The organism is Corynebacterium faecium (genome assembly GCF_027257105.1).
GTDB classification, from domain to species: Bacteria; Actinomycetota; Actinomycetes; order Mycobacteriales; family Mycobacteriaceae; genus Corynebacterium; species Corynebacterium lehmanniae.
Genome location: NZ_JAPYJX010000009.1, coordinates 129250 through 147692 on the forward strand (window position 1 = coordinate 129250; position 18443 = coordinate 147692).

Sequence of the window (18443 nt, forward strand, 5' to 3'; positions counted from 1 at the left end):
TAACCTTTTCGCGACCGGGCCGATAACCTGCCCCGACTGACGGTCGAAAGTTAACACCAATTGAATTGGTCGCGGAACGTGTAACTCATTCGGTTGCGAGGACGATCTGTACACGCCCAAAACCACCGTCCCCCTGTGACTTTTTACACCAATACGGGGGTGGGGCGGAGCTGACGTCGATAAGCATGAAAAAAGCGCGCCCCGAAGGACGCGCTTCAAGCCTTAGGGCTGATTTACATCATGCCCATAGCTTCCGGGTCCATGCCCGGGTTTGCGCCAGCCGGCTCCGGCTTGTCGGCCACGACAGCCTCGGTGGTGAGGAACAGCGCGGCGATGGACGCGGCGTTCTGGAGCGCAGAACGGGTCACCTTGGCCGGGTCGGCGATGCCGCTGGCCAGCATGTCCACGTACTCTCCGGTGGCGGCGTTGAGGCCCTCGCCGTCCGGGAGGTTGGCAACCTTGTCGGCCACCACACCCGGCTCCAGGCCAGCGTTCAGCGCGATCTGCTTCAGCGGAGCGGACAGGGCCTCGCGGACGATCTTCACGCCGGTGGCCTCGTCGCCCTCCAGGCCGAGGTCGTCGGTGAGCTCGTTGGCGGCCTGCAGCAGAGCCACGCCGCCGCCGGCGACGATGCCCTCCTCAACGGCAGCCTTCGCGTTGCGCACAGCATCCTCGATGCGCAGCTTCTGCTCCTTCAGCTCCACCTCGGTGGCGGCGCCGACCTTGATCACCGCAACGCCGCCGGCCAGCTTGGCCAGGCGCTCCTGCAGCTTCTCACGGTCGTACTCGGAGTCGGAGTTGTCGATCTCGGCGCGGATCTGCTTCACACGGCCGTCGATCTGCGCCTGGTCGCCGGCGCCCTGGACGATGGTGGTCTCGTCCTTGGTCACCACAACCTTACGGGCCTGGCCGAGCAGCTCGATGCCGGCGGTCTCCAGCGAGAGGCCGACCTCCTCGGAGATGACCTGGCCGCCGGTGAGGATAGCCAGGTCCTGCAGCATGGCCTTGCGGCGATCACCGAAGCCCGGAGCCTTCACTGCCACGGACTTGAAGGTGCCGCGGATCTTGTTCACCACGAGGGTGGACAGAGCCTCGCCCTCGACGTCCTCGGCGATGATCAGCAGCGGCTTGCCGGACTGCATGACCTGCTCCAGCACCGGCACGAGCTCCTTGACGTTGGAGATCTTGCCGGATACCAGCAGGATGTACGGGTCCTCGAGCACTGCCTCGCCGCGCTCCATGTCGGTGGCGAAGTATGCGGAGATGAAGCCCTTGTCAAAGCGCATACCCTCGGTGACTTCGAGGTCCACGCCGAAGGTGTTGGACTCCTCGACCGTGATCACGGATTCCTTGTTCACGGCGCCGTTGCCCACGGCGTACATCGCCTCGGCGATCTTCTTGCCAATCTCCGGGTCGGACGCGGAGATACCCGCGGTGGAGGCGATCTCCTCCTGGGTCTCAACTTCCTTGGCCTGGTCCAGCAGGTACTTGGACACCTTGTCGGTGGCGGCCTGGATGCCGCGCTTGATGCCCATCGGGTTGGAACCAGCCGCGACGTTGCGCAGGCCCTCGCGCACCAGGGCCTGAGCGAGCACGGTGGCGGTGGTGGTGCCGTCGCCAGCGACGTCGTCGGTCTTCTTGGCAACTTCCTTGACCAGCTCAGCGCCGATCTTCTCGTACGGGTCCTCGAGGTCGATCTCCTTGGCGATGGTCACGCCGTCGTTAGTGATCGTCGGTGCGCCCCACGACTTCTCCAGCACCACGTTGCGGCCCTTCGGGCCGAGCGTGACCTTCACGGCGTCAGCCAGGGTGTTCAGGCCGTTTTCGAGGCTGCGGCGTGCTTCCTCGTCGAATGCAATCATCTTTGCCATGTGAGTGTGTCACTCCTTGTAAATAGGCGTACGTGGACGGTCACTCAGTTCGTCGGTGCAAGCAGGCGCCCGCGACGGCACGGCTGACGAGTGGTCTCAGCCTCACCCGCTTTTGTTCGTTTATTGGCACTCGGTTTACGTGAGTGCCAGCCACATTTTTAGCACTCGACGGGGTTGAGTGCAAGGAACGCAAGGGGGCGTGGTTGTGCCTGCTGGATGCTTACCGGTTCGAGGATGCTTACTGCAGGATGCTTACTTCTCGAGTAACGCGGGCGAGAACGCCGGGGGTTACTCGAACAATAAGCATCCTGGGGTAAGCATCTAGCCGGGTAAGCATCCTGGGGTAAGCATTTGCGGCCCAACACCGCCCAACACCGCCCCCAATTCCGCCGAACCGGCCCCGCCAACGCTGCTAGCGTGGTGCCATGACTGCACAGAACGGAACACAAAACTTCACCCCGCAACGCGACCGCATCTTCAGCGACCTGTCCACGCTGGTCTCCTTCAACTCGGTGCACTCCACGCCCGAGCTGGCGGACCAGCACGAGGATGCCTGCGCCTGGACGGTCAACGCCCTGGAGGATCTGGGTCTGGACGTGACTCGCTACCCGACGGTGGATGACGCTGACACGATCGTCGCTAAGCGTGAGCCCAAAAACGGCGCACCGACGGTGCTTTTGTACTCCCACTACGACGTGGTCCCCGCGAACAACCCGGACGCCTGGACGAACAGCCCGTTCGAGCTGACGGAGCGAAACGGCCGCTGGTACGGCCGCGGCGCCGCGGACTGCAAGGGCAACCTGGCCATGCACCTGGAGGCGCTGCGTCTGCTGGAGGAAAACGGCGGCACTGACCTGGGGCTGAAGGTCGTGGTCGAGGGCTCTGAGGAGCTCGGCGGCAAGGACGGGCTGGGCAAGCTCATCGAGGAAAAGCCGGAGGTGTTCGAGGCGGACGCGATCCTCATCGCGGACTCCGGCAACGTCGCCGCAGGCGTGCCCACGCTGACCACCTCGCTGCGCGGCGGCGCGCAGGTGAAGGTCACCGTGGAGACGCTGGCGAACCAGGTCCACTCCGGCAGCTTCGGCGGCGGCGCCCCGGACGCCGCGCACGCGCTCGTGGTCATTGCGAACTCGCTTTTCGACGAGCACGGCCGCACCACCATCGACGGCGTCGACACCACATCGAAGTGGGACGGCGACCCTTACGACCGCGGGTCCTTCCGCACGGATGCCACCGTGCTCGAGGGCGTGCAGCTGCTCGGCACCGCGGACGACGAGCCGGCCGACTTGGTGTGGGCGCGCCCGGCGGTGACCATGATCGGGTTCACCTCCACCCCTGTGGCCGAGGCGATGAACGCGGTGAACTCGCGCGCGGAGGCCCAGTTCAACCTGCGCGTGCCGGCCGGCCAGAGTGCAGCCGAGATCGCGCAGAAGATGGAGGAGCACATCAAGTCGCACACCCCGTGGGGCGCGAAGGTCGAGGTTGAGGTCAGCGGGGTCAACGAGCCCTTTGCGACGGATCCGTCGGCCGGCGCGGTGGCCGCACTCGGCGAGTGCCTCAAGGAGGCCTACGGCGCCGACAAGCTGTCCGTGGTCGGCTCCGGCGGCTCCATCCCGCTGACCATTACGCTGCAGAACACCTTCCCGGACGCGGAGATCGCACTCTACGGCGTGGAGGAGCCCATGTGCGGCATCCACGGCGTCGACGAATCGGTCGATCCGACAGAGATCGAGCGCATCGCGGTGGCGGAGGCGACTTTCCTTCAGCGCTACGGCAAGTAGCATCAAAAATCGCTACAGTGAATTTCTAACGGCCGCGCCACCCGTGTTGACGCGTAGATACCCAGCAGCTGCTGGAGTGAGTATTTTTGTGTGAACTCAATGAGCTGCCCCGCTTGAGGCGCGGCGTGCCTTGCACGCACACGACCAGAGGAGGGCTGCGCACCCCGTGCTGAAACTGCTCATCGCGCTCACCGCCGCCACGCTGGCCGCCCCTGTGCTCCTCCGCACGGTGGGCCGCGCCGCGTTCGGCTTACTCGCGCTGGTGCCGCTGGGCGGGTTTATTTGGGTGGCTCGCCTGTTCGCCACCGGGGTATTCCGCGACGGCGGCGAGGTCAAGGCGGCGTTCACGTGGATGCCGTCCACAAACCTCAACTTGGAATTCCGCCTGGATGCGCTCGCGGGGCTGTTCAGTCTGATCATCCTGGGTATCGGCGCACTAGTGCTGTTTTATTGTTGGGGCTATTTCGACTCCAACCCGCGCCGCCTGGCCAAGTTCGGCTTCGAGCTGACGTTTTTCGCCACGGTCATGTACGGCCTGGTCATCGCCGACAACTTCCTGCTCATGTACGTGTTCTGGGAGTTGACGTCGGTGCTGTCCTACATGCTCGTGTCCTATTACGGCGAGCGCGCATCTTCTCGACGGGCCGCCATGCAGGCGCTGATGGTGACCACCCTCGGCGGGTTGGCCATGCTCGTGGGCATCAACCTGCTGGGCTTCAAGGCGCAGATTTGGAAGCTGTCGGACATCCCCCAGATCACCGACATTGAAAACACGCCGGCGATCTCCGCCGCCATCGTGCTAATCATGCTGGGCGCGCTGACCAAGTCCGCCCAGTCTCCCTGGCACTTCTGGCTGCCCGGCGCGATGGCCGCACCCACCCCGGTGTCGGCCTACCTGCACTCCGCGGCCATGGTGAAGGCCGGCATTTACCTGGTGGCGCGTCTGGCGCCGGACCTGTCCGCGGTGAACACCTGGCACCTGGTGGTGCTGTCCACCGGCGGGTTCACCATGCTGCTGGGCGGCTGGATGGCGCTGAAGCAGCGGGACCTGAAACTGATCTTGGCGTACGGCACCGTCAGCCAGCTGGGCTTTATCACCACCGTCATCGGCGTGGGCTCACGCGAGGCCACCATGGCGGGGTTGGCCATCACGTTCGCACACTCGCTGTTCAAGGCCACGCTGTTCATGGTCGTCGGCGCGATCGACCACACCACCGGCACCCGCGACATCCACGAGCTGTCCGGGCTGGGCCGAAAGCAGCCGCTTTTGGCCACGCTGGCGATCATCTCCGCCGCCTCCATGGCGGGCATCCCGCCGCTGTTCGGGTTCGTGGCGAAGGAGACGGCGCTGGACGCCATCCTGCACGAGGAACTGCTCACCGGCATGCCCGGCAAGATCACCCTCGTGGCGCTTGTGGCCGGCTCGATCCTCACCATGGCGTACTCCCTGTACTTCGTCTACGGCGCATTCGCCACCAAGAGCCAGCCGTGGGAGGACGGGCAATCCGAGGCGGTGCGCGAGATGCACGCCATCAGCCCAAAGCTGTGGCTCTCCCCCGCCGTGCTCACCGCCTGCACCGTGGCCTTCGGCGTGGCGCCGGCGGTGCTGTCGGCGCCGATCAACGAGTACCTCAACGTGCGCTTCCCGGATGTTGCAGGCGCGGACCTTGCGCTGTGGCACGGGTTCACGGTGCCGCTGGTGCTCTCCGGCGTGATCATCTTCGCCGGCGCCATCATGTTCTGGCAGCGCGACGTAGTGGCCAAGGCGCAGTTCGAGCGCCCCGCGCTCGGCGACGCCAACGCGGTGTGGGACACCATCATGAACACGCTGCGCCGCTGGTCGCTGAAGCTGACGGCGTCCACGCAGCGCGGCTCGCTGACCATCAACCTGGCCGTCATCTTCACCTTCCTGGCCGTGGTGCCGCTGGCCGCGCTGATCCTGGGCGATTCCAACAACATCCGGATGCAGGTGTGGGACAACGTCTGGCAGGGCCTGGCCGTCACCGTCATGGCGGGGCTGGCGTTTTTCGCCGCCGTGCAGCGCAACCGCCTCTCCGGCGTGATCCTGGTGGGCCTGACCGGCTACTTCATGGCGCTGATCTTCGTGCTGCACGGCGCGCCGGACCTGGCGCTGACGCAGGCGCTGGTGGAGACCATCGTGATGGTGGTGTTCATGCTGGTGCTGCGCAAGATGCCCACGGAAACGGAGCAGCGCAACGAGGACAACCGCCTGCGCGCCTGGCTGGCCATCGGCACCGGTGTTTCCGTGGTCACGGTGTCGATGACGGCCATGTCCGCGCGCGTCGCCGAGCCGATTTCCAAGTACATGCCGGAGCTGGCCTACGAGATCGGCCACGGCCGCAACACCGTCAACGTGCTGCTGGTGGACCTGCGCGCGGCCGACACGTTCGGTGAGACGCTGGTGCTGGTGGTTGCCGCCACCGGCATCGCCAGCCTGATCTTCGGCACCTTCCGTTTCGACCCGGAGTCGCGCCGGCCCACCCTGTCCACCACCAAGGCGCGCTGGCTCGCCTCCGGCGTGGAGACGGAGACCGCGCAGAACCGCTCCATCCTGGTGGATGTGGTCACGCGCCTGCTCTTCCCGTCGATGATGCTGCTGTCGGCCTACTTCTTCTTCTCCGGCCACAACGCCCCGGGCGGCGGGTTCGCCGGCGGGCTCGTCGCGGCGCTTGCGCTGACGTTGCGGTACCTAGCGGGAGGACGTCGAGAAGCAGAAGAAACGCTCCCGGTGCACCCGGGCAAGGTCATGGGCATCGGCATCATGTTCACCACCGCGGCCGCGGTCGCCCCGATGTTCTTCGGGATGCCGCCGCTGACCTCCTCGTACGCGGAGTTCGACGTCCCGCTCATCGGCGAGGTGACGGTGCCGTCGGCGCTGGTCTTCGACGCGGGCGTCTACATCATCGTCGTCGGGCTGATCATGCACGTGCTGGCCTCCATGGGCGCCTACCTGGACCGCGAGGAGGACACTCGAAAGCAGCGCGCCCGCGACCGCGCGCGCAAGCTGCAGGCCAAAAACGAGCAACGCCGCAGGCTCATGTCCAGGAACCGCAGAGCCCGTTACAACGAGCGCAGGGCGGCGGCGGCCAGCGGATCGTCCATAAGCAAACGCGAAAGGAGAGGCGAGTAAATGGAAGCGAACCTGTTCCTGCTCATCGGCTCCGGCGTGCTGATCGCGTGCGGCGTGTACCTGATGCTGGACAAGTCCATGACCCGCATGATCATGGGCGTGACCCTGATCGGCAACGGTGCCAACCTGCTGCTTCTGCAGTCCGGCGGGCCCGCCGGCTCCCCGCCGATCATCGGGCGCGACTCCAAAGCGGCCGCCGACAGCGCGGACCCGCTGGCGCAGGCGATGATCCTGACCGCGATTGTGATCTCCATGGCCATGGTCGGGTTCATGCTCGCCCTGGCCTACCGCCAGTACCGCTACCGCACCGACGACATCGTGGAGCGGGACGAGGAGGATCGCGCAATCGCCGCGCGGCCGAAGTCCGCCTCCCCGGACCGCGACAAGTCCGACGACGCGCAGACCGGCAAGGCCAGCCCCTCCGGCGACGAGTTCGGCCCCAAGCCGTTCGAGGACCCGGTGAAGGAAGTCAAGGGAGGCCACGATGCGAAATAGTTTCATGGCCTTCGCCGACTGGGTGCTACCCGCGATGCCGTACATGATCGTTATGCCGATCATCCTGCCCGCGTTCGCCGCCGGGCTGATCGTGCTGTTCCGCGGCGTGAACCTGCAGCGCTTCATCGCCCTGGGGACCCTGGCGGCGCTGACCGTGATCGCCGCGGTGATGATCATCGTCGCCGACACCCACGGCATCCAGACCGTGCAGATGGGCGGCTGGGACGCGCCGGTGGGCATCACGATGGTGGCGGACCGGCTGAGCTCGATCATGCTGTTCGTCTCCTCCATCGTGCTGTTCGCGGTGATGTGGTACGGCATCTCGCAGGGGCTTCGCGACGGCGACGACGACGACCCAGTCGCCGTCTTCCTGCCCACCTACATGCTGCTCAGCATGGGCGTGAACCTGTCCTTCCTCGCCGGCGACCTGTTCAACCTCTACGTCGGCTTCGAGGTGTTCCTGGTGGCCTCCTACGTGCTGCTCACCCTGGGCGCGTCCCCGCAGCGCGTGCGCGCCGGCATCGGCTACGTCATGGTCTCCATGGCGTCGTCCATGGTCTTCCTGTTCGCCCTCGCGCTGGTGTACGCGTCGGTGGGCACCGTGAACATGGCGCAGGCCGGCATCCGCATGGAGGAGCTGCCCAACGGCACCCGCGCCGCCATCTTCGCCACCTTCATCGTGGCCTTCGGCATCAAAGCGGCGATCTTCCCGCTGGACGCGTGGCTGCCGGACTCCTACCCCACCGCTGCCTCCATCGTCACCGCCGTGTTCGCCGGGCTGTTGACCAAGGTGGGCGTCTACGCGTTTATCCGCGTGCGCTCCACCGTGTTCACCGACGGCGCCCTGGATTCCACGCTGATGGTCATTGCGCTTTTGACCATGATCGTGGGTGTGATGGGCGCGATCGCCCAAAACGACATCAAACGTCTGATGTCGTTTACCCTGGTCAGCCACATCGGCTACATGATCTTTGGCGTCGCCCTCGGCTCCGTTGCGGGCCTGTCCGGCGCCATCTTCTACGCCGTGCACCACATTCTGGTGCAGACCTCCCTGTTCCTGGTGGTGGGCCTGGTGGAGCGCCAGGCGGGCTCCGCGCAGCTGCGCCGCTTGGGCTCGCTGCTCTACACCGCGCCCGTGATTGCGCTGCTCTACTTAATCCCCGCGCTCAACCTGGGCGGCATCCCGCCGTTTTCCGGCTTTTTGGGCAAGGTCATGCTCATCCAGGCCGGCGCCGAAGACGGCTCATGGCTGGCATGGGTGCTCATCGGCGGCGCGGTGATCACCTCGCTGCTCACCCTTTACGCCATGATGAACGTCTGGTCCAAGGGCTTCCTCCGCGACCGCGCCGACGCCCCCGAAGGCGACGTCGTCCTGGCGCGCCCCGCCAATCTGGCCGCGCGCGACGAAACCGTCTCCTCCGGCGACCGCGACGACGTCGGCCGCGTGCCCACCGGCATGCTTTTGTCGACCGCGTTCTTGGTGCTTGCGTCGACAAGCATCACGTTCCTCGCTGGCCCGATCTCCAGCATCACGGACCGCGCCGCGCAAACCGCCCAGGACCTGTCCATCTACAGAAGCGCCGTGCTTATCGACGACCCTTCGGCCCCCACACGCAACCTCGATGCTTTCCGCGAACAGACCAGCGCCGGCGGCGGCCGGGACTCCCTGGAACACAGGGACTCGTCCCGCCCCGCCGGGCCCACCAGCACCGGCGTGACCACCGAGGTCGTGCCGGAGCCCGCGGACGCTGAATCGAACGAGGTGAGCCGCTGATGTTTGCCGGAATCGCCCACCGCTTCCGCCCGCTGACCGTGGCGTGGCTGACGTTCATGTGGATCCTGCTGATGGGCCAGCTCAGCTGGGGCAACCTCGTCGCCGGGCTGGGATTGGGGTTGCTCATCGTGCTTGCGCTGCCCCTGCCGCCGGTGCCGCGCAGCGGCAACCGGGTCAACTGGCTCAAGCTCATCGCGTTTGTGGCCGAGTGGTTCTTCGACCTGCTCGTGGCGTCCGCGAAGGTGGCGTGGCTGTCCCTGCGCCGCGCGCCGCAGCCGCGCAACGCCGTGCTGCGCGTGCCGATGCGCCTGAGCAACGAGCTGGTGTTGTACCTGGCCACCTGCGCCTACAACCTGCAGCCCGGCGGCACCGTCACCGACATCGACCTGGCCAACCGCGAATGGACCATCCACGTCCTCGACGCCGAAGGCGACGCCGCCATCGCCCGCGAAATCGCCAACGTGCAGAAACTGGAGCGCCAAATGATCGCCATCTTCGAAGGAGGCCGCTGACATGCACAGCACCGCCTACACCGTCTGCCTCACCGTGGCCGCCGTGTTCCTGGTGGCCGGATTTTTCATCTTCGCCTGGCGGGCCATCGTCGGCCCCGACTCCATGGATCGCATGCTGGCCAACGACGGCATCACCGCCTCCCTCCAGTGCGCACTCGCCCTGTACATCTGCTGGACGCTGGACACCACGGTGGTCAACGTCATGATCGTCATCGCCCTGCTCGGCTTCATCGCCACCCTGTCCGTGGCCCGCTTCCGCAAGAGGGACGGTTCCCTATGATTTCCGACATCATCTCGCTGGTGTTCATCCTCCCCGGCGCGTTCATGGTCTTCTCCGCCGCCGTGGGCACCGCCCGGTTCAACTCCACCCTGGCGCGCGTGCACGCCATCGCCAAACCCCAAACCACCGGCCTGGTGCTGATGATCACCGGCACCATCATCCGCGTGGTCACTGCCGAGGAATTCAGCGTGCACGAACGCGGCGACATCGGCATGATGGTGCTGCTCGTGATATTCGCCCTGATGACCAGCCCCGTCACCGCGCAGCGTCTCGGCCGCATCGCGCGACGCGAAGGCCTCTACGGCGACGACGAGCAGCTCACCCGCAACGACCGCCCCGCCAGCTACCACCCGCGGCGCGTCAACCCTAAAGGCTGAGCTCCCACATCTCCGCGCAGGTTGCGTCCACGACGTCCTTCCAATCCCCGGTGCGCTGGTAGATCGCGCGCTGGCGCTCATAGCCGGCGCCGCGCTCGATGATCTCGCGGACCAAGTTCAGCTCGTCGACGCAATCGAGGTCGGCGGCGACGGGCGTGAGCTCGTCGATAAGCAATTGCAACTCGTTTTTGATCCAGTCCTCGTCGGTGTCGCGACTCGTGATCACTAGGGCGTCCATGCCGTAGCGGGCGCCGCGCCACTTGTTCTCCGCGACATGCCACTGCTGCAGCGTGGGCAACTTCTCGCCGCGCTCGAGCATGCGGTCGTAGTGGACCACCAGGCAATGCGTCAGCGCCACGACGGCCGCGAGCTCGCGCAGATTACTCGTGGCGTCCGAAATGCGCACCTCGACGGTGCCCCACTTCGCGGCCGGACGGACGTCGAAATGCATCGAGCCCGTGTGGTTGATCACGCCCGACGTCTGCTGGTCGCGCATGAAACCGACCCACTCGTCCCAGCTCTGGAATTGATACGGCATGCCCGCGGTGGGCAGCTGCTGGTACAGCATCGTGCGGTTCGACGCATAAGAAGTGTCGATGCCGTCCCAACCCGGGCTCGACGCGGAAATGGCCAGCAGGTGCGGGTACTTGGTCATCACCGCGTTGATGATCGGCCACACCTTGTCCTCGTGACTGATGCCGACGTGGCAGTGGATGCCCCACAGCAGCATGTGCTGGCCCCAGTACTGCGTGCGGTTGACGATCTCCTCGTACGTGTGCTTCGGACTCAGCGGGTTCGTGCGGAAATCCGAGAACGGGTGGCCGCCACTTGCCCAGAGCTTGAGGCCCATCTCGTCGGCGACCTCCTTGACGGCGTTGAGGTCGCGCTGGAGCGCCTGGATGGCCTCTTTGGTGTTCGCGCAGATCGGGGTGACCAACTCGATGGTGTTCTGCAGGAACTCCGGCTCGAGGTGGACGTCCGAGTGGCGGGCCTGCACCTCTTCGATCACCTCGGCGGCGCGGGGCACCAAGTCGCGCGTGACCGGGTCGACGAGGCAAATCTCCCACTCGACGCCGAGGGTGGGGCCGTCGGACCTGGCAAAATCGCGGAATGGATCCATAATGGACGAGCCTATCCTCTGCGGCGGCTGGGGCGGGTGCCGGAGGCGGGTTTATATGCGCGGGGTGGTCTCTGTTCACGCACCGCCGTGCCACCAACGCCGGCTCGCTCCCGTCCATGCGCCGAAACCGGCTACCTAGAACCGGTTACCAGCTTGATTTTCGCTTGGTAGCCGGTTCTAGGTAGCCGGTTTTTGGGAGGGGGCGCTCTGGGCGCGCGGGGCTATCCCGCCAGGACCACCGCCACGGCGGCGCTGTTGTTTGCCGCCTGTTCAGGGATGCTCGTCGCGCCCTCGGGGAGGTCGCCCTTCGCGCGGGCGGCGCCGCCGACGCGACGGGCGATGTCTGCCGCCACCTGCTCGGCGCCCGGGACGGCCGGGTCGAAGAAGACGTAGGTCTCCGGGAAGACGCCGTAGACCTGCTCCGGCATGTTCATCACCGCGGCGTCGTTGGAGCTGTTGGCGACGTTGTACTGGCCCTTCAGCTGGTCCGCGGTGCGGCTGGCCAGGTCCGGGGTGCCGGAGTTGTTGTAGACGTACACCTGGGCCGACGCGTTGTCGAGGCCCGCGCCCGCCGGTGCCGGCGCCGGTGCAGGCTGGCCGTTCTCGCCCTGGCCCTCGGCGCCCTCCGGACGCTGGGCGTTCGGGTCCTGGGCGTTCGGATCCTGGGCCGGCTGGCCGTCGGTGGTCTGGGTGTTTTGATCGGCGCCCGTTGCTGCGCCGCCCTGGCCCTCGGCACCCTGACCAGCGCCGTCAGCGCCCTGGCCGTTCTGACCAGCCCCGTCGCCGGCGGGGACGGCTGCGGAGGAGCCCACCACGGTCGACGAGGTCGGCGCGGCACCCTCGCCGTCGCCGCCCTTGTCGTCCTGGGTCATCTTCCAAATCCCCCACAGCGCCAGCAGCGCCGCCACGGCGATCAGGATCATCGCCAGGCCGCGCTTCGGCAGGCCGCCCGACGCAGCGCCGTCGGCAGCAGCTGCCTTACGACGCTCCTTCGGCTCTGCCTCGTAATCGTCCCCGTAGGCGTCGTCGTAGGGCTCCTCGTAGATAGCGTCGTCGGCGTTGCGCGAGCGGTCGCGCGCCCCGGCAGCACCGGCGGCACCGTAATCGACGTCCTCGATGTACTCGGAGTCGTCGTCGCGGCGGTGGGCGCCGCGGTACTCGGTGTCGTCGACGATTTCGGCGTCGATCGGCTCGGCAGCGTACGAGCCGTCGTAAGCCTCGTCGTACGCGCCGCCAAACGAGTCGGAGTTGCCGGTGTAGCGCGTGGAGCCGGAGCCCGGCTCGAACTCGGAGTCGGAGTCGGGACGGTTGTTGCCATAGTTGTCGTTAGTCACATCGGCAACTCTAACCACACCGCCCCGGAATCCAGGCGCAACACACCGTAAACCTGAACTAGAGGTTGGGGGACCTTTGGTCGTCGCGAAGCCTTTGCAAACGCCGCACCAGCTGGGGCTCGGCTGCGAGCGCATCGGGCGAGTCGAGCAACCGGTTGAGATGCTGGTAGTAGCGGATGGGCTGCATGCCCAGCTCAGCGCGCACCGCATCCTCGCGCGCGCCGATCGACCTGGGGGCGCGCGCGGCGAAGCGGAGCACGGAAAGGTCGGTCTCTGAAAGCATGCCTAATATATTGGCATGACCATCCGACCCATCGTTATCCACGGCGACCCGGTGCTGCACGAGCCGACCAAGGAAGTCACGCAGCCCGTCGAGGAGCTGCAGGAGCTCATCGCCGACATGCACGAAACCATGGACGCCGCCCACGGCGTGGGCCTGGCCGCCAACCAGATCGGCGTGCCGCTGCGCATCTTCGTCTATCACTGCCCGGACGGCGATCAGATGCGCCGCGGCACCGTGATCAACCCGGTGCTGGAGACCTCCGAGATCCCCAAGACCATGCCCGCCGACACCGGCGAGGACGACGAAGGCTGCCTGTCCGTGCCGGGCTACGGCTGGCCCACCGGCCGCGCGGACTGGGCGAAAGTGACCGGCCTGGACGAAAACGGCAACGAGATTGAGGTCGAGGGCACCGGCTTTTTCGCCCGCTGCCTGCAGCACGAAACGGGCCACCTGGACGGCTTTTTGTACACCGACGTGCTCACGGGCCGCTACAAGAAGGAGGCCAAGCGCGTGATCCGCGACAACGGCTGGAAGGAAGCCGGCCACACCTGGCTTCCGGGCACGGACGAAGATCCGTTCGGCCACGACGATTAACGCGCTAAGATATCCGCCATGCGTATCCCCGCCGCCATCACCGCCGCGTCGCTCACCCTCGCTCCGGCGACGCCCGCGGAGCCAGTTGAGCAATTGCTTGACGACGTCTCCGCCACCCACGAGACCTCCATCACCGCGATCAACAGCGCGGAGACGGACGACGAGGTGCGAGACGTGCTCATCGCCTGGCGCAAGGAGCTCATCGCGGCCTCCGACGAGCTGGCCGAGCTGCGCGAGGAAGCCGCCGAAGACGGCCTGACCAAGGAGGAGAAGGCCACCTTCGACGAGGCGGCTGCGGCGCTGAAGCGCGAGCGCGCGGGTGTGCGCCAGTTGCGCTCGGAGCTTTTGCCTGACGACGAACCCGTGGTCGTGCCCGCCCCCATCGAGGGCCTCGGCGGGATCCTGGGCACCACCGCCATTGACGCGTTCGAGCGCTCCGAAACCGGCGACGCCCCGATCGTGTTCGGCATCCCCGGCGCGGAGCGCACGCGCGATGCGGAGGAGGCGACCACACCGACGGTGGTCGAGGAGCCGACCACCCCGTCGACGTCCCCAGCCGTCATCACCACCCCGGCCACCACTACTGAGACCACACCGACCAGCACTGCCGAGGCCAGCACCTCCCCCGCGTTCGGCCCCGAGGTGACCCACAGCGTGGAGCGTTTCCAGGACACCGAGACCTCCACCGACGAAACCACCACTTCGGAGACCACGACGACGGAGACCACCACCACCGACTCGTCGACCACCTCTTCCTCGTCCACCACCACCGACACATCCACGACCACCACCGCAGAAACGACTACCTCGTCCTCCACGACGTCGTCGAGCAGCTCCGCACGCTCGGTGATGGAAAACCGCACCACGTCGGCGACCTCTAGCTCGACCACCTCCTCGTCGTCCACCACGTCGAAGACCTCCTCGACCACCACGACCGAGGACGATGACGAACGCGACGACGACCTCGCCGACACCGGCACCCCGATGCGCGCCCTGATCGCCATCGGCATGCTCTCGCTGATGATCGGCGCGGCCCTGGTGCTCACCGGCGCGATCCGCCCGCGCGGCGCCCGCAAGTAGACGTGTCGCGCATTTTCCGCTCCGACGAGGTGGCGGTGGGCGATCGCGTCGTGGTGCGCCAGCGCCGCGGCGAGCACGCCAGCGACATCATCGGACACGTGCTCAGCCTCGACCCGCTGGTGATCCGCCCGCAGGAGGTCGGCGGCTTCCCCTCCTCCAAGGAAGCGATCGAGGTCACGGACCTGCACATCATCAAGAAGCTCTCCCCGCGCACCGTGCGCAACTCGGAAATCCGCGGGCTGGAAAAACGCCTCGCAGACCGCCTCGACGTGCGCGAATCCGAATGGGCCGGCGGCTGGCTCATGCGCGTGGGCGACACCGACCAGGCCAACTCCGCAGTCCCACTCGGCCCCTCGGCGGGCTTCGAGCCCTTGCCTCTCGACACCATCCGGTCCTTCTACGACCAGCGGAGCCTGCCGGTGCGGCTGGTCATCCCGGAGCGGATCGGCAAACCGGCGCTGAAGGTGCTCGATCGCGCGTGGGAGCTCCAGGACGAGCAGATTGTCTGGGTTGCGGGGGAGGCCTTTGGTGTGGCGTCGATAGGCAATGTGCCCGAAGGGGCGCTGGAGCACCACCGTAGGCGGCTGGCGCTAGGCTAGGCCGCATGCGAATCGCCACATGGAACGTCAACTCGGTGCGCACCCGCGCCGAGCGGATCGCCGCCTTCCTCGAACGCGAGGACGTGGACGTGCTGGCGATGCAGGAAACCAAAACCGCGGACGACAAGTTCCCCTACGCCACCTTCGAAGCCGAAGGCTACGAGGTTGCGCACGTCGGGGTCAGCCAGTGGAACGGCGTGGCGATCGCCTCGCGCGTGGGGCTGGACAACGTCCGCGACAGCTTCGAGCGCCAGCCCGCGTTTGCCAAGAAGGGCGACCCGTCGGTGGAGGCGCGCGCCGTTGGTGCTGTGTGCGGCGGGGTGGACGTGTGGAGCCTGTACGTGCCCAACGGCCGCGAAATCGGCGACCCGCACTACGACTACAAGCTGCAGTTCCTCTGGTCCCTGGCCGACCAGGTGCAGCCCGGCGAGCTGCAGGTGTACATGGGCGACTTCAACGTCGCGCCTCGCGACGAGGACGTGTGGGACGTTGCCTGGTTCGAGGGCAAAACCCACGTGACCGAGCCGGAGCGAGCCGCGTTCCAGATGCTGATCGAGGCCGGGCTGCACGAGGTCACGCACGAGCAGCAGTACACGTTCTGGGACTACAAAGCCATGCGCTTTCAGAAGAACGAGGGCATGCTCATCGACTTCCAGCTGGCCACCAAGCCCATGTTCGACCGGGTCCAACGCGCGTTCGTTGACGTGGAGGAGCGCAAGGGCAAGGGCGCGTCCGACCACGCGCCCGTGATCGTGGACTACGACACCCGCGGCCTGGCCTACGACGAGGTGCGATGAGCCTGGATCTTTCCTGGTGGCAGTTCGCGGCCATGGTCGTGGACTACGCCATCAAATTCGTGATGATCGGCGTGGTGCCCGGCGGGCGCAAGCCGTCCTCAGCCAACGCGTGGCTGCTTCTGATCCTGCTCCTGCCGGTTGTGGGCCTGCCGTTGTACCTGCTGTTCGGCTCCACGTTCGTCTCGCGGCGCCGCCACCGCATCCAAGTCCAGGCGCGCCGCATGCTCGACGGGGCGTGGGCGGGCCCAGACGGCACCATCGCGCGCCTGCCGCCCGAAACCGCCTCGCTGGTGCGCCTCAACCGCGAACTCACCGGCTACCCCGCCGTCCGCGGCGAGGTGCGCGCGCTGTGGGCGGACTACCGCAAAACGATGCTGCGGATAGCCAAGCTTATCGACGAAGCATCCGCCACCATCTCCATCGAAATCTATGCCGTCGCCTGGGACGACACCACGGACGTGGTGTTCCGGGCGCTGCAGCGCGCCGTGGCGCGGGGCGTGCACGTGCGGCTGCTTTTCGACCACATCGGCTCCGCCAAATACCCCGGCTTCCGGGCTTTGAAGAAGCGGCTTACCGACATCGGCGTGGACTGGCACATGATGCTGCCCCTAGCTCCCTTGCGCGGCCGCTGGCGCCGCCCCGACCTGCGCAACCACCGCAAAGTGGTGGTCATCGACTCTGAGGTGGCGTTCGTCGGCTCGTTCAACCTCATCGACCGCGGCTACCTCATGCCCGGCCATGTGAAGGCCGGGCGCCAGTGGGTCGACGCTTTCGTGGAGCTGGAGGGGCCGATCGTGGAGTCCGTCGAGTCCATGTTCGCCGTGGACTGGTACACCGAATCCGGCGAGACGCTCGACGTGGTGGCTGGTTCCGGTGCTGGGGCTGGTGAGGGGGTGGCGGAGCCGTCGACAGGCGATGTGCTCCAGCTTGTCCCCTCCGGGCCCGGATACCTCACCGAGCCGAACCTGCGCATGTTCAACTCCATCGTCCACAACGCGAAAGAGCAGCTCACGCTGTGCTCGCCGTACTTCGTGCCCGAGGAATCGCTGCTGGAGGCCATCACCTCCGCGTGCTACCGCGGCGTGCGCGTGGACCTCTTCGTCGGCGAAAAGGCCGACCAGTTCATGGTGCAGCACGCGCAGTCCGCGTACTACGAGGCGCTGCTGGAAGCCGGGGTGCGCATCTGGGAATTCCCCGCCCCGTACGTGCTGCACACCAAGTTCGTGCTTGCCGATCCCGGGCGCGAGGGCGCCGTCGGCGTGCTCGGGTCCTCCAACATGGACATCCGCTCGTTCTCGCTGAACTACGAATCCTCCCTGCTCGTCGCGTCCGGCGCTTTGCTGCCGGCGCTGGAGCAGCTGGGCGCGAACTACCAGGCCGTCTCGCGAGAGCTGACGCTGGAGCGGTGGGCGCGCAGGCCCTGGTACCGGCGGTACGTGGACAACGTGATGAAGCTGACGTCGGCGCTGCAGTAGGGGTTTGGGCGCGCGGCGGTGCGCCTTGGTGCGCCCGCCGGTCCACGTTCCGATCCTCGCCGCCGGCCCTGCCTCGCCGCCCCCTGCTCACCCCCACCGCTAAACCGGCTACCTACAACCGGCTACCACGCTATAAAGGGAGCGCGGACAAAAAGTTGGAGTGTTGGGGGCTGGAAGGTATTCCGATGCCCGCAGGTTTTCCATCTGATATCCGCGTTGGTGCGGTTGAGAGGTTTTTGGCCGGTTTGTCTGCCCGTGAGGTCTGCGACTGGGCTGAACACGCGTGTGGTCGCCGACCGTCGGTGGCGACGGTCGGCAACTGGGTTGCGGCCAAGCGCCGCGGCCAGTCCTTTGACGGTGCGCGACGCGCTTACGACGCTGAGACCATCGCAAAAGTTGTCGCACGCAGATTGACCTCGCAGGCGACAGTGCGTGACATCGCTGTAGAGTTCGATGTCCACGACACCGCGGCACTGACCTGGACGAAGCGGTATTGGCCCGACGATGACGAACGCGATTCGGCAGCGTCGATGACATTCGACGAGGCCTATGCGGCGACAATGGAACGCGTGAGCAAACACCGCAAAGTCCAACGCAACCATCAGCAGCAGCGAGTCGATGAGGCAGCCGATGCGAAACGGCCACCCCGGCCAGTCAACGAGTGGCTGCCAGGGCCTGGGCCGATAGACGATATCGCTGATTTACCCAGTGACATGGACGAGCTGAAAAAGCTCGTTGTTGAGATGCGCGACCGGGAAACGGTCAAAGACGCCATTATTCAAGTGCTCATGAGCGATGGTGAGTCGCGGGGAAAAGACGACGTCCGTGACGGTGAGCTGTCCACCGCGGCGAAAGCCGCTGTGGTGGTTGCCCTCACGGACGCTCACGAGTTTTCCATCGCTCGAGCATGCGCGGTTGTC

The 18443-nt window shown here is 66.4% G+C and carries 17 protein-coding genes; 13 read left to right on the plus strand and 4 right to left on the minus strand.

The window, feature by feature from the left end; all coding sequences use genetic code 11:
* Positions 1–233: 233 nt before the first annotated feature.
* Complete coding sequence (gene groL / locus O5O53_RS11055; RefSeq protein ID WP_269511994.1) at positions 234–1871, minus strand: chaperonin GroEL; 1638 nt, start codon at positions 1869–1871, stop codon at positions 234–236.
* 425 nt (positions 1872–2296) lie between these two features.
* On the opposite strand from groL, the gene O5O53_RS11060 reads away from it, so the two are divergent.
* The 7 genes from O5O53_RS11060 to O5O53_RS11090 all read left to right on the plus strand — a co-directional run bounded on the left by O5O53_RS11060 (position 2297) and on the right by O5O53_RS11090 (position 10241).
* The gene (locus O5O53_RS11060; RefSeq protein ID WP_269511996.1) at positions 2297–3652 is read left to right on the plus strand and encodes a dipeptidase; all 1356 of its coding nucleotides are present in this window, start codon (positions 2297–2299) and stop codon (positions 3650–3652) included.
* A 166-nt stretch (positions 3653–3818) separates the two neighbouring features.
* Positions 3819–6803 (plus strand): Na+/H+ antiporter subunit A, encoded by a 2985-nt coding sequence (locus O5O53_RS11065; protein WP_269511999.1) that lies wholly within the window; start codon positions 3819–3821, stop codon positions 6801–6803.
* Positions 6804–7298 (plus strand): Na(+)/H(+) antiporter subunit C, encoded by a 495-nt coding sequence (locus tag O5O53_RS11070; protein ID WP_181889119.1) that lies wholly within the window; start codon positions 6804–6806, stop codon positions 7296–7298. It abuts the gene before it with no gap.
* Positions 7288–9072 (plus strand): Na+/H+ antiporter subunit D, encoded by a 1785-nt coding sequence (locus tag O5O53_RS11075; protein ID WP_269512002.1) that lies wholly within the window; start codon positions 7288–7290, stop codon positions 9070–9072. The genes O5O53_RS11070 and O5O53_RS11075 overlap by 11 nt, the downstream gene beginning before the upstream one ends.
* A complete protein-coding gene (locus O5O53_RS11080; RefSeq protein WP_269512004.1) occupies positions 9072–9584 on the plus strand; it encodes a Na+/H+ antiporter subunit E in 513 nt (170 codons plus the stop codon). The genes O5O53_RS11075 and O5O53_RS11080 overlap by 1 nt, the downstream gene beginning before the upstream one ends.
* A gap of 1 nt (position 9585) precedes the next feature.
* Positions 9586–9864: a monovalent cation/H+ antiporter complex subunit F gene (locus tag O5O53_RS11085; RefSeq protein ID WP_070474753.1), complete on the plus strand. Its 279-nt coding sequence runs from the start codon at positions 9586–9588 to the stop codon at positions 9862–9864.
* On the plus strand, positions 9861–10241 hold the full coding sequence (locus O5O53_RS11090; protein ID WP_269512006.1) for a monovalent cation/H(+) antiporter subunit G: 381 nt from the start codon (positions 9861–9863) through the stop codon (positions 10239–10241). The genes O5O53_RS11085 and O5O53_RS11090 overlap by 4 nt, the downstream gene beginning before the upstream one ends.
* Here O5O53_RS11090 and O5O53_RS11095 read toward each other — a convergent pair.
* The 3 genes from O5O53_RS11095 to O5O53_RS11105 form a co-directional block, all read right to left on the minus strand.
* Positions 10231–11361 carry a glutamate--cysteine ligase gene (locus O5O53_RS11095; RefSeq protein ID WP_269512008.1) on the minus strand — a complete coding sequence of 377 codons (1131 nt, stop codon included), beginning with the start codon at positions 11359–11361 and terminating at the stop codon, positions 10231–10233. The two genes, O5O53_RS11090 and O5O53_RS11095, sit on opposite strands and share 11 nt — an antisense overlap.
* Before the next feature lie 221 nt (positions 11362–11582).
* Positions 11583–12695: a LytR C-terminal domain-containing protein gene (locus O5O53_RS11795; RefSeq protein ID WP_269512010.1), complete on the minus strand. Its 1113-nt coding sequence runs from the start codon at positions 12693–12695 to the stop codon at positions 11583–11585.
* 58 nt (positions 12696–12753) lie between these two features.
* A complete protein-coding gene (locus tag O5O53_RS11105) occupies positions 12754–12978 on the minus strand; it encodes a DUF3263 domain-containing protein (RefSeq protein WP_239306316.1) in 225 nt (74 codons plus the stop codon).
* Positions 12979–12993: 15 nt separating this feature from the next.
* On the opposite strand from O5O53_RS11105, the gene O5O53_RS11110 reads away from it, so the two are divergent.
* The 6 genes from O5O53_RS11110 to O5O53_RS11135 form a co-directional block, all read left to right on the plus strand.
* Positions 12994–13572, plus strand: a complete 579-nt coding sequence (locus O5O53_RS11110; protein WP_035000125.1) for a peptide deformylase — start codon at positions 12994–12996, stop codon at positions 13570–13572.
* Between the two features lie 18 nt (positions 13573–13590).
* Positions 13591–14652 (plus strand): hypothetical protein, encoded by a 1062-nt coding sequence (locus tag O5O53_RS11115; protein ID WP_269512013.1) that lies wholly within the window; start codon positions 13591–13593, stop codon positions 14650–14652.
* 2 nt (positions 14653–14654) lie between these two features.
* Positions 14655–15251 carry a GNAT family N-acetyltransferase, cg3035/Rv0428c family gene (locus O5O53_RS11120; RefSeq protein WP_367616747.1) on the plus strand — a complete coding sequence of 199 codons (597 nt, stop codon included), beginning with the start codon at positions 14655–14657 and terminating at the stop codon, positions 15249–15251.
* A 5-nt stretch (positions 15252–15256) separates the two neighbouring features.
* Positions 15257–16048 carry an exodeoxyribonuclease III gene (locus O5O53_RS11125; protein ID WP_269512015.1) on the plus strand — a complete coding sequence of 264 codons (792 nt, stop codon included), beginning with the start codon at positions 15257–15259 and terminating at the stop codon, positions 16046–16048.
* Complete coding sequence (locus O5O53_RS11130) at positions 16045–17523, plus strand: phospholipase D-like domain-containing protein (RefSeq protein ID WP_269512017.1); 1479 nt, start codon at positions 16045–16047, stop codon at positions 17521–17523. The genes O5O53_RS11125 and O5O53_RS11130 overlap by 4 nt, the downstream gene beginning before the upstream one ends.
* Positions 17524–17708: 185 nt before the next feature.
* The coding region (locus O5O53_RS11135; RefSeq protein ID WP_269512020.1) for a hypothetical protein at positions 17709–18443 on the plus strand (735 nt) is incomplete at its 3' end.

Coding starts and splice junctions, on each gene's coding strand:
- groL (WP_269511994.1), bottom strand. CDS start 1,871: ATGGCAAAGATGATTGCATTCGACGAGGAAGCACGCCGCAGCCTCGAA.
- O5O53_RS11060 (WP_269511996.1), top strand. CDS start 2,297: ATGACTGCACAGAACGGAACACAAAACTTCACCCCGCAACGCGACCGC.
- O5O53_RS11070 (WP_181889119.1), top strand. CDS start 6,804: ATGGAAGCGAACCTGTTCCTGCTCATCGGCTCCGGCGTGCTGATCGCG.
- O5O53_RS11075 (WP_269512002.1), top strand. CDS start 7,288: ATGCGAAATAGTTTCATGGCCTTCGCCGACTGGGTGCTACCCGCGATG.
- O5O53_RS11080 (WP_269512004.1), top strand. CDS start 9,072: ATGTTTGCCGGAATCGCCCACCGCTTCCGCCCGCTGACCGTGGCGTGG.
- O5O53_RS11085 (WP_070474753.1), top strand. CDS start 9,586: ATGCACAGCACCGCCTACACCGTCTGCCTCACCGTGGCCGCCGTGTTC.
- O5O53_RS11090 (WP_269512006.1), top strand. CDS start 9,861: ATGATTTCCGACATCATCTCGCTGGTGTTCATCCTCCCCGGCGCGTTC.
- O5O53_RS11095 (WP_269512008.1), bottom strand. CDS start 11,361: ATGGATCCATTCCGCGATTTTGCCAGGTCCGACGGCCCCACCCTCGGC.
- O5O53_RS11105 (WP_239306316.1), bottom strand. CDS start 12,978: ATGCTTTCAGAGACCGACCTTTCCGTGCTCCGCTTCGCCGCGCGCGCC.
- O5O53_RS11110 (WP_035000125.1), top strand. CDS start 12,994: ATGACCATCCGACCCATCGTTATCCACGGCGACCCGGTGCTGCACGAG.
- O5O53_RS11115 (WP_269512013.1), top strand. CDS start 13,591: ATGCGTATCCCCGCCGCCATCACCGCCGCGTCGCTCACCCTCGCTCCG.
- O5O53_RS11125 (WP_269512015.1), top strand. CDS start 15,257: ATGCGAATCGCCACATGGAACGTCAACTCGGTGCGCACCCGCGCCGAG.
- O5O53_RS11130 (WP_269512017.1), top strand. CDS start 16,045: ATGAGCCTGGATCTTTCCTGGTGGCAGTTCGCGGCCATGGTCGTGGAC.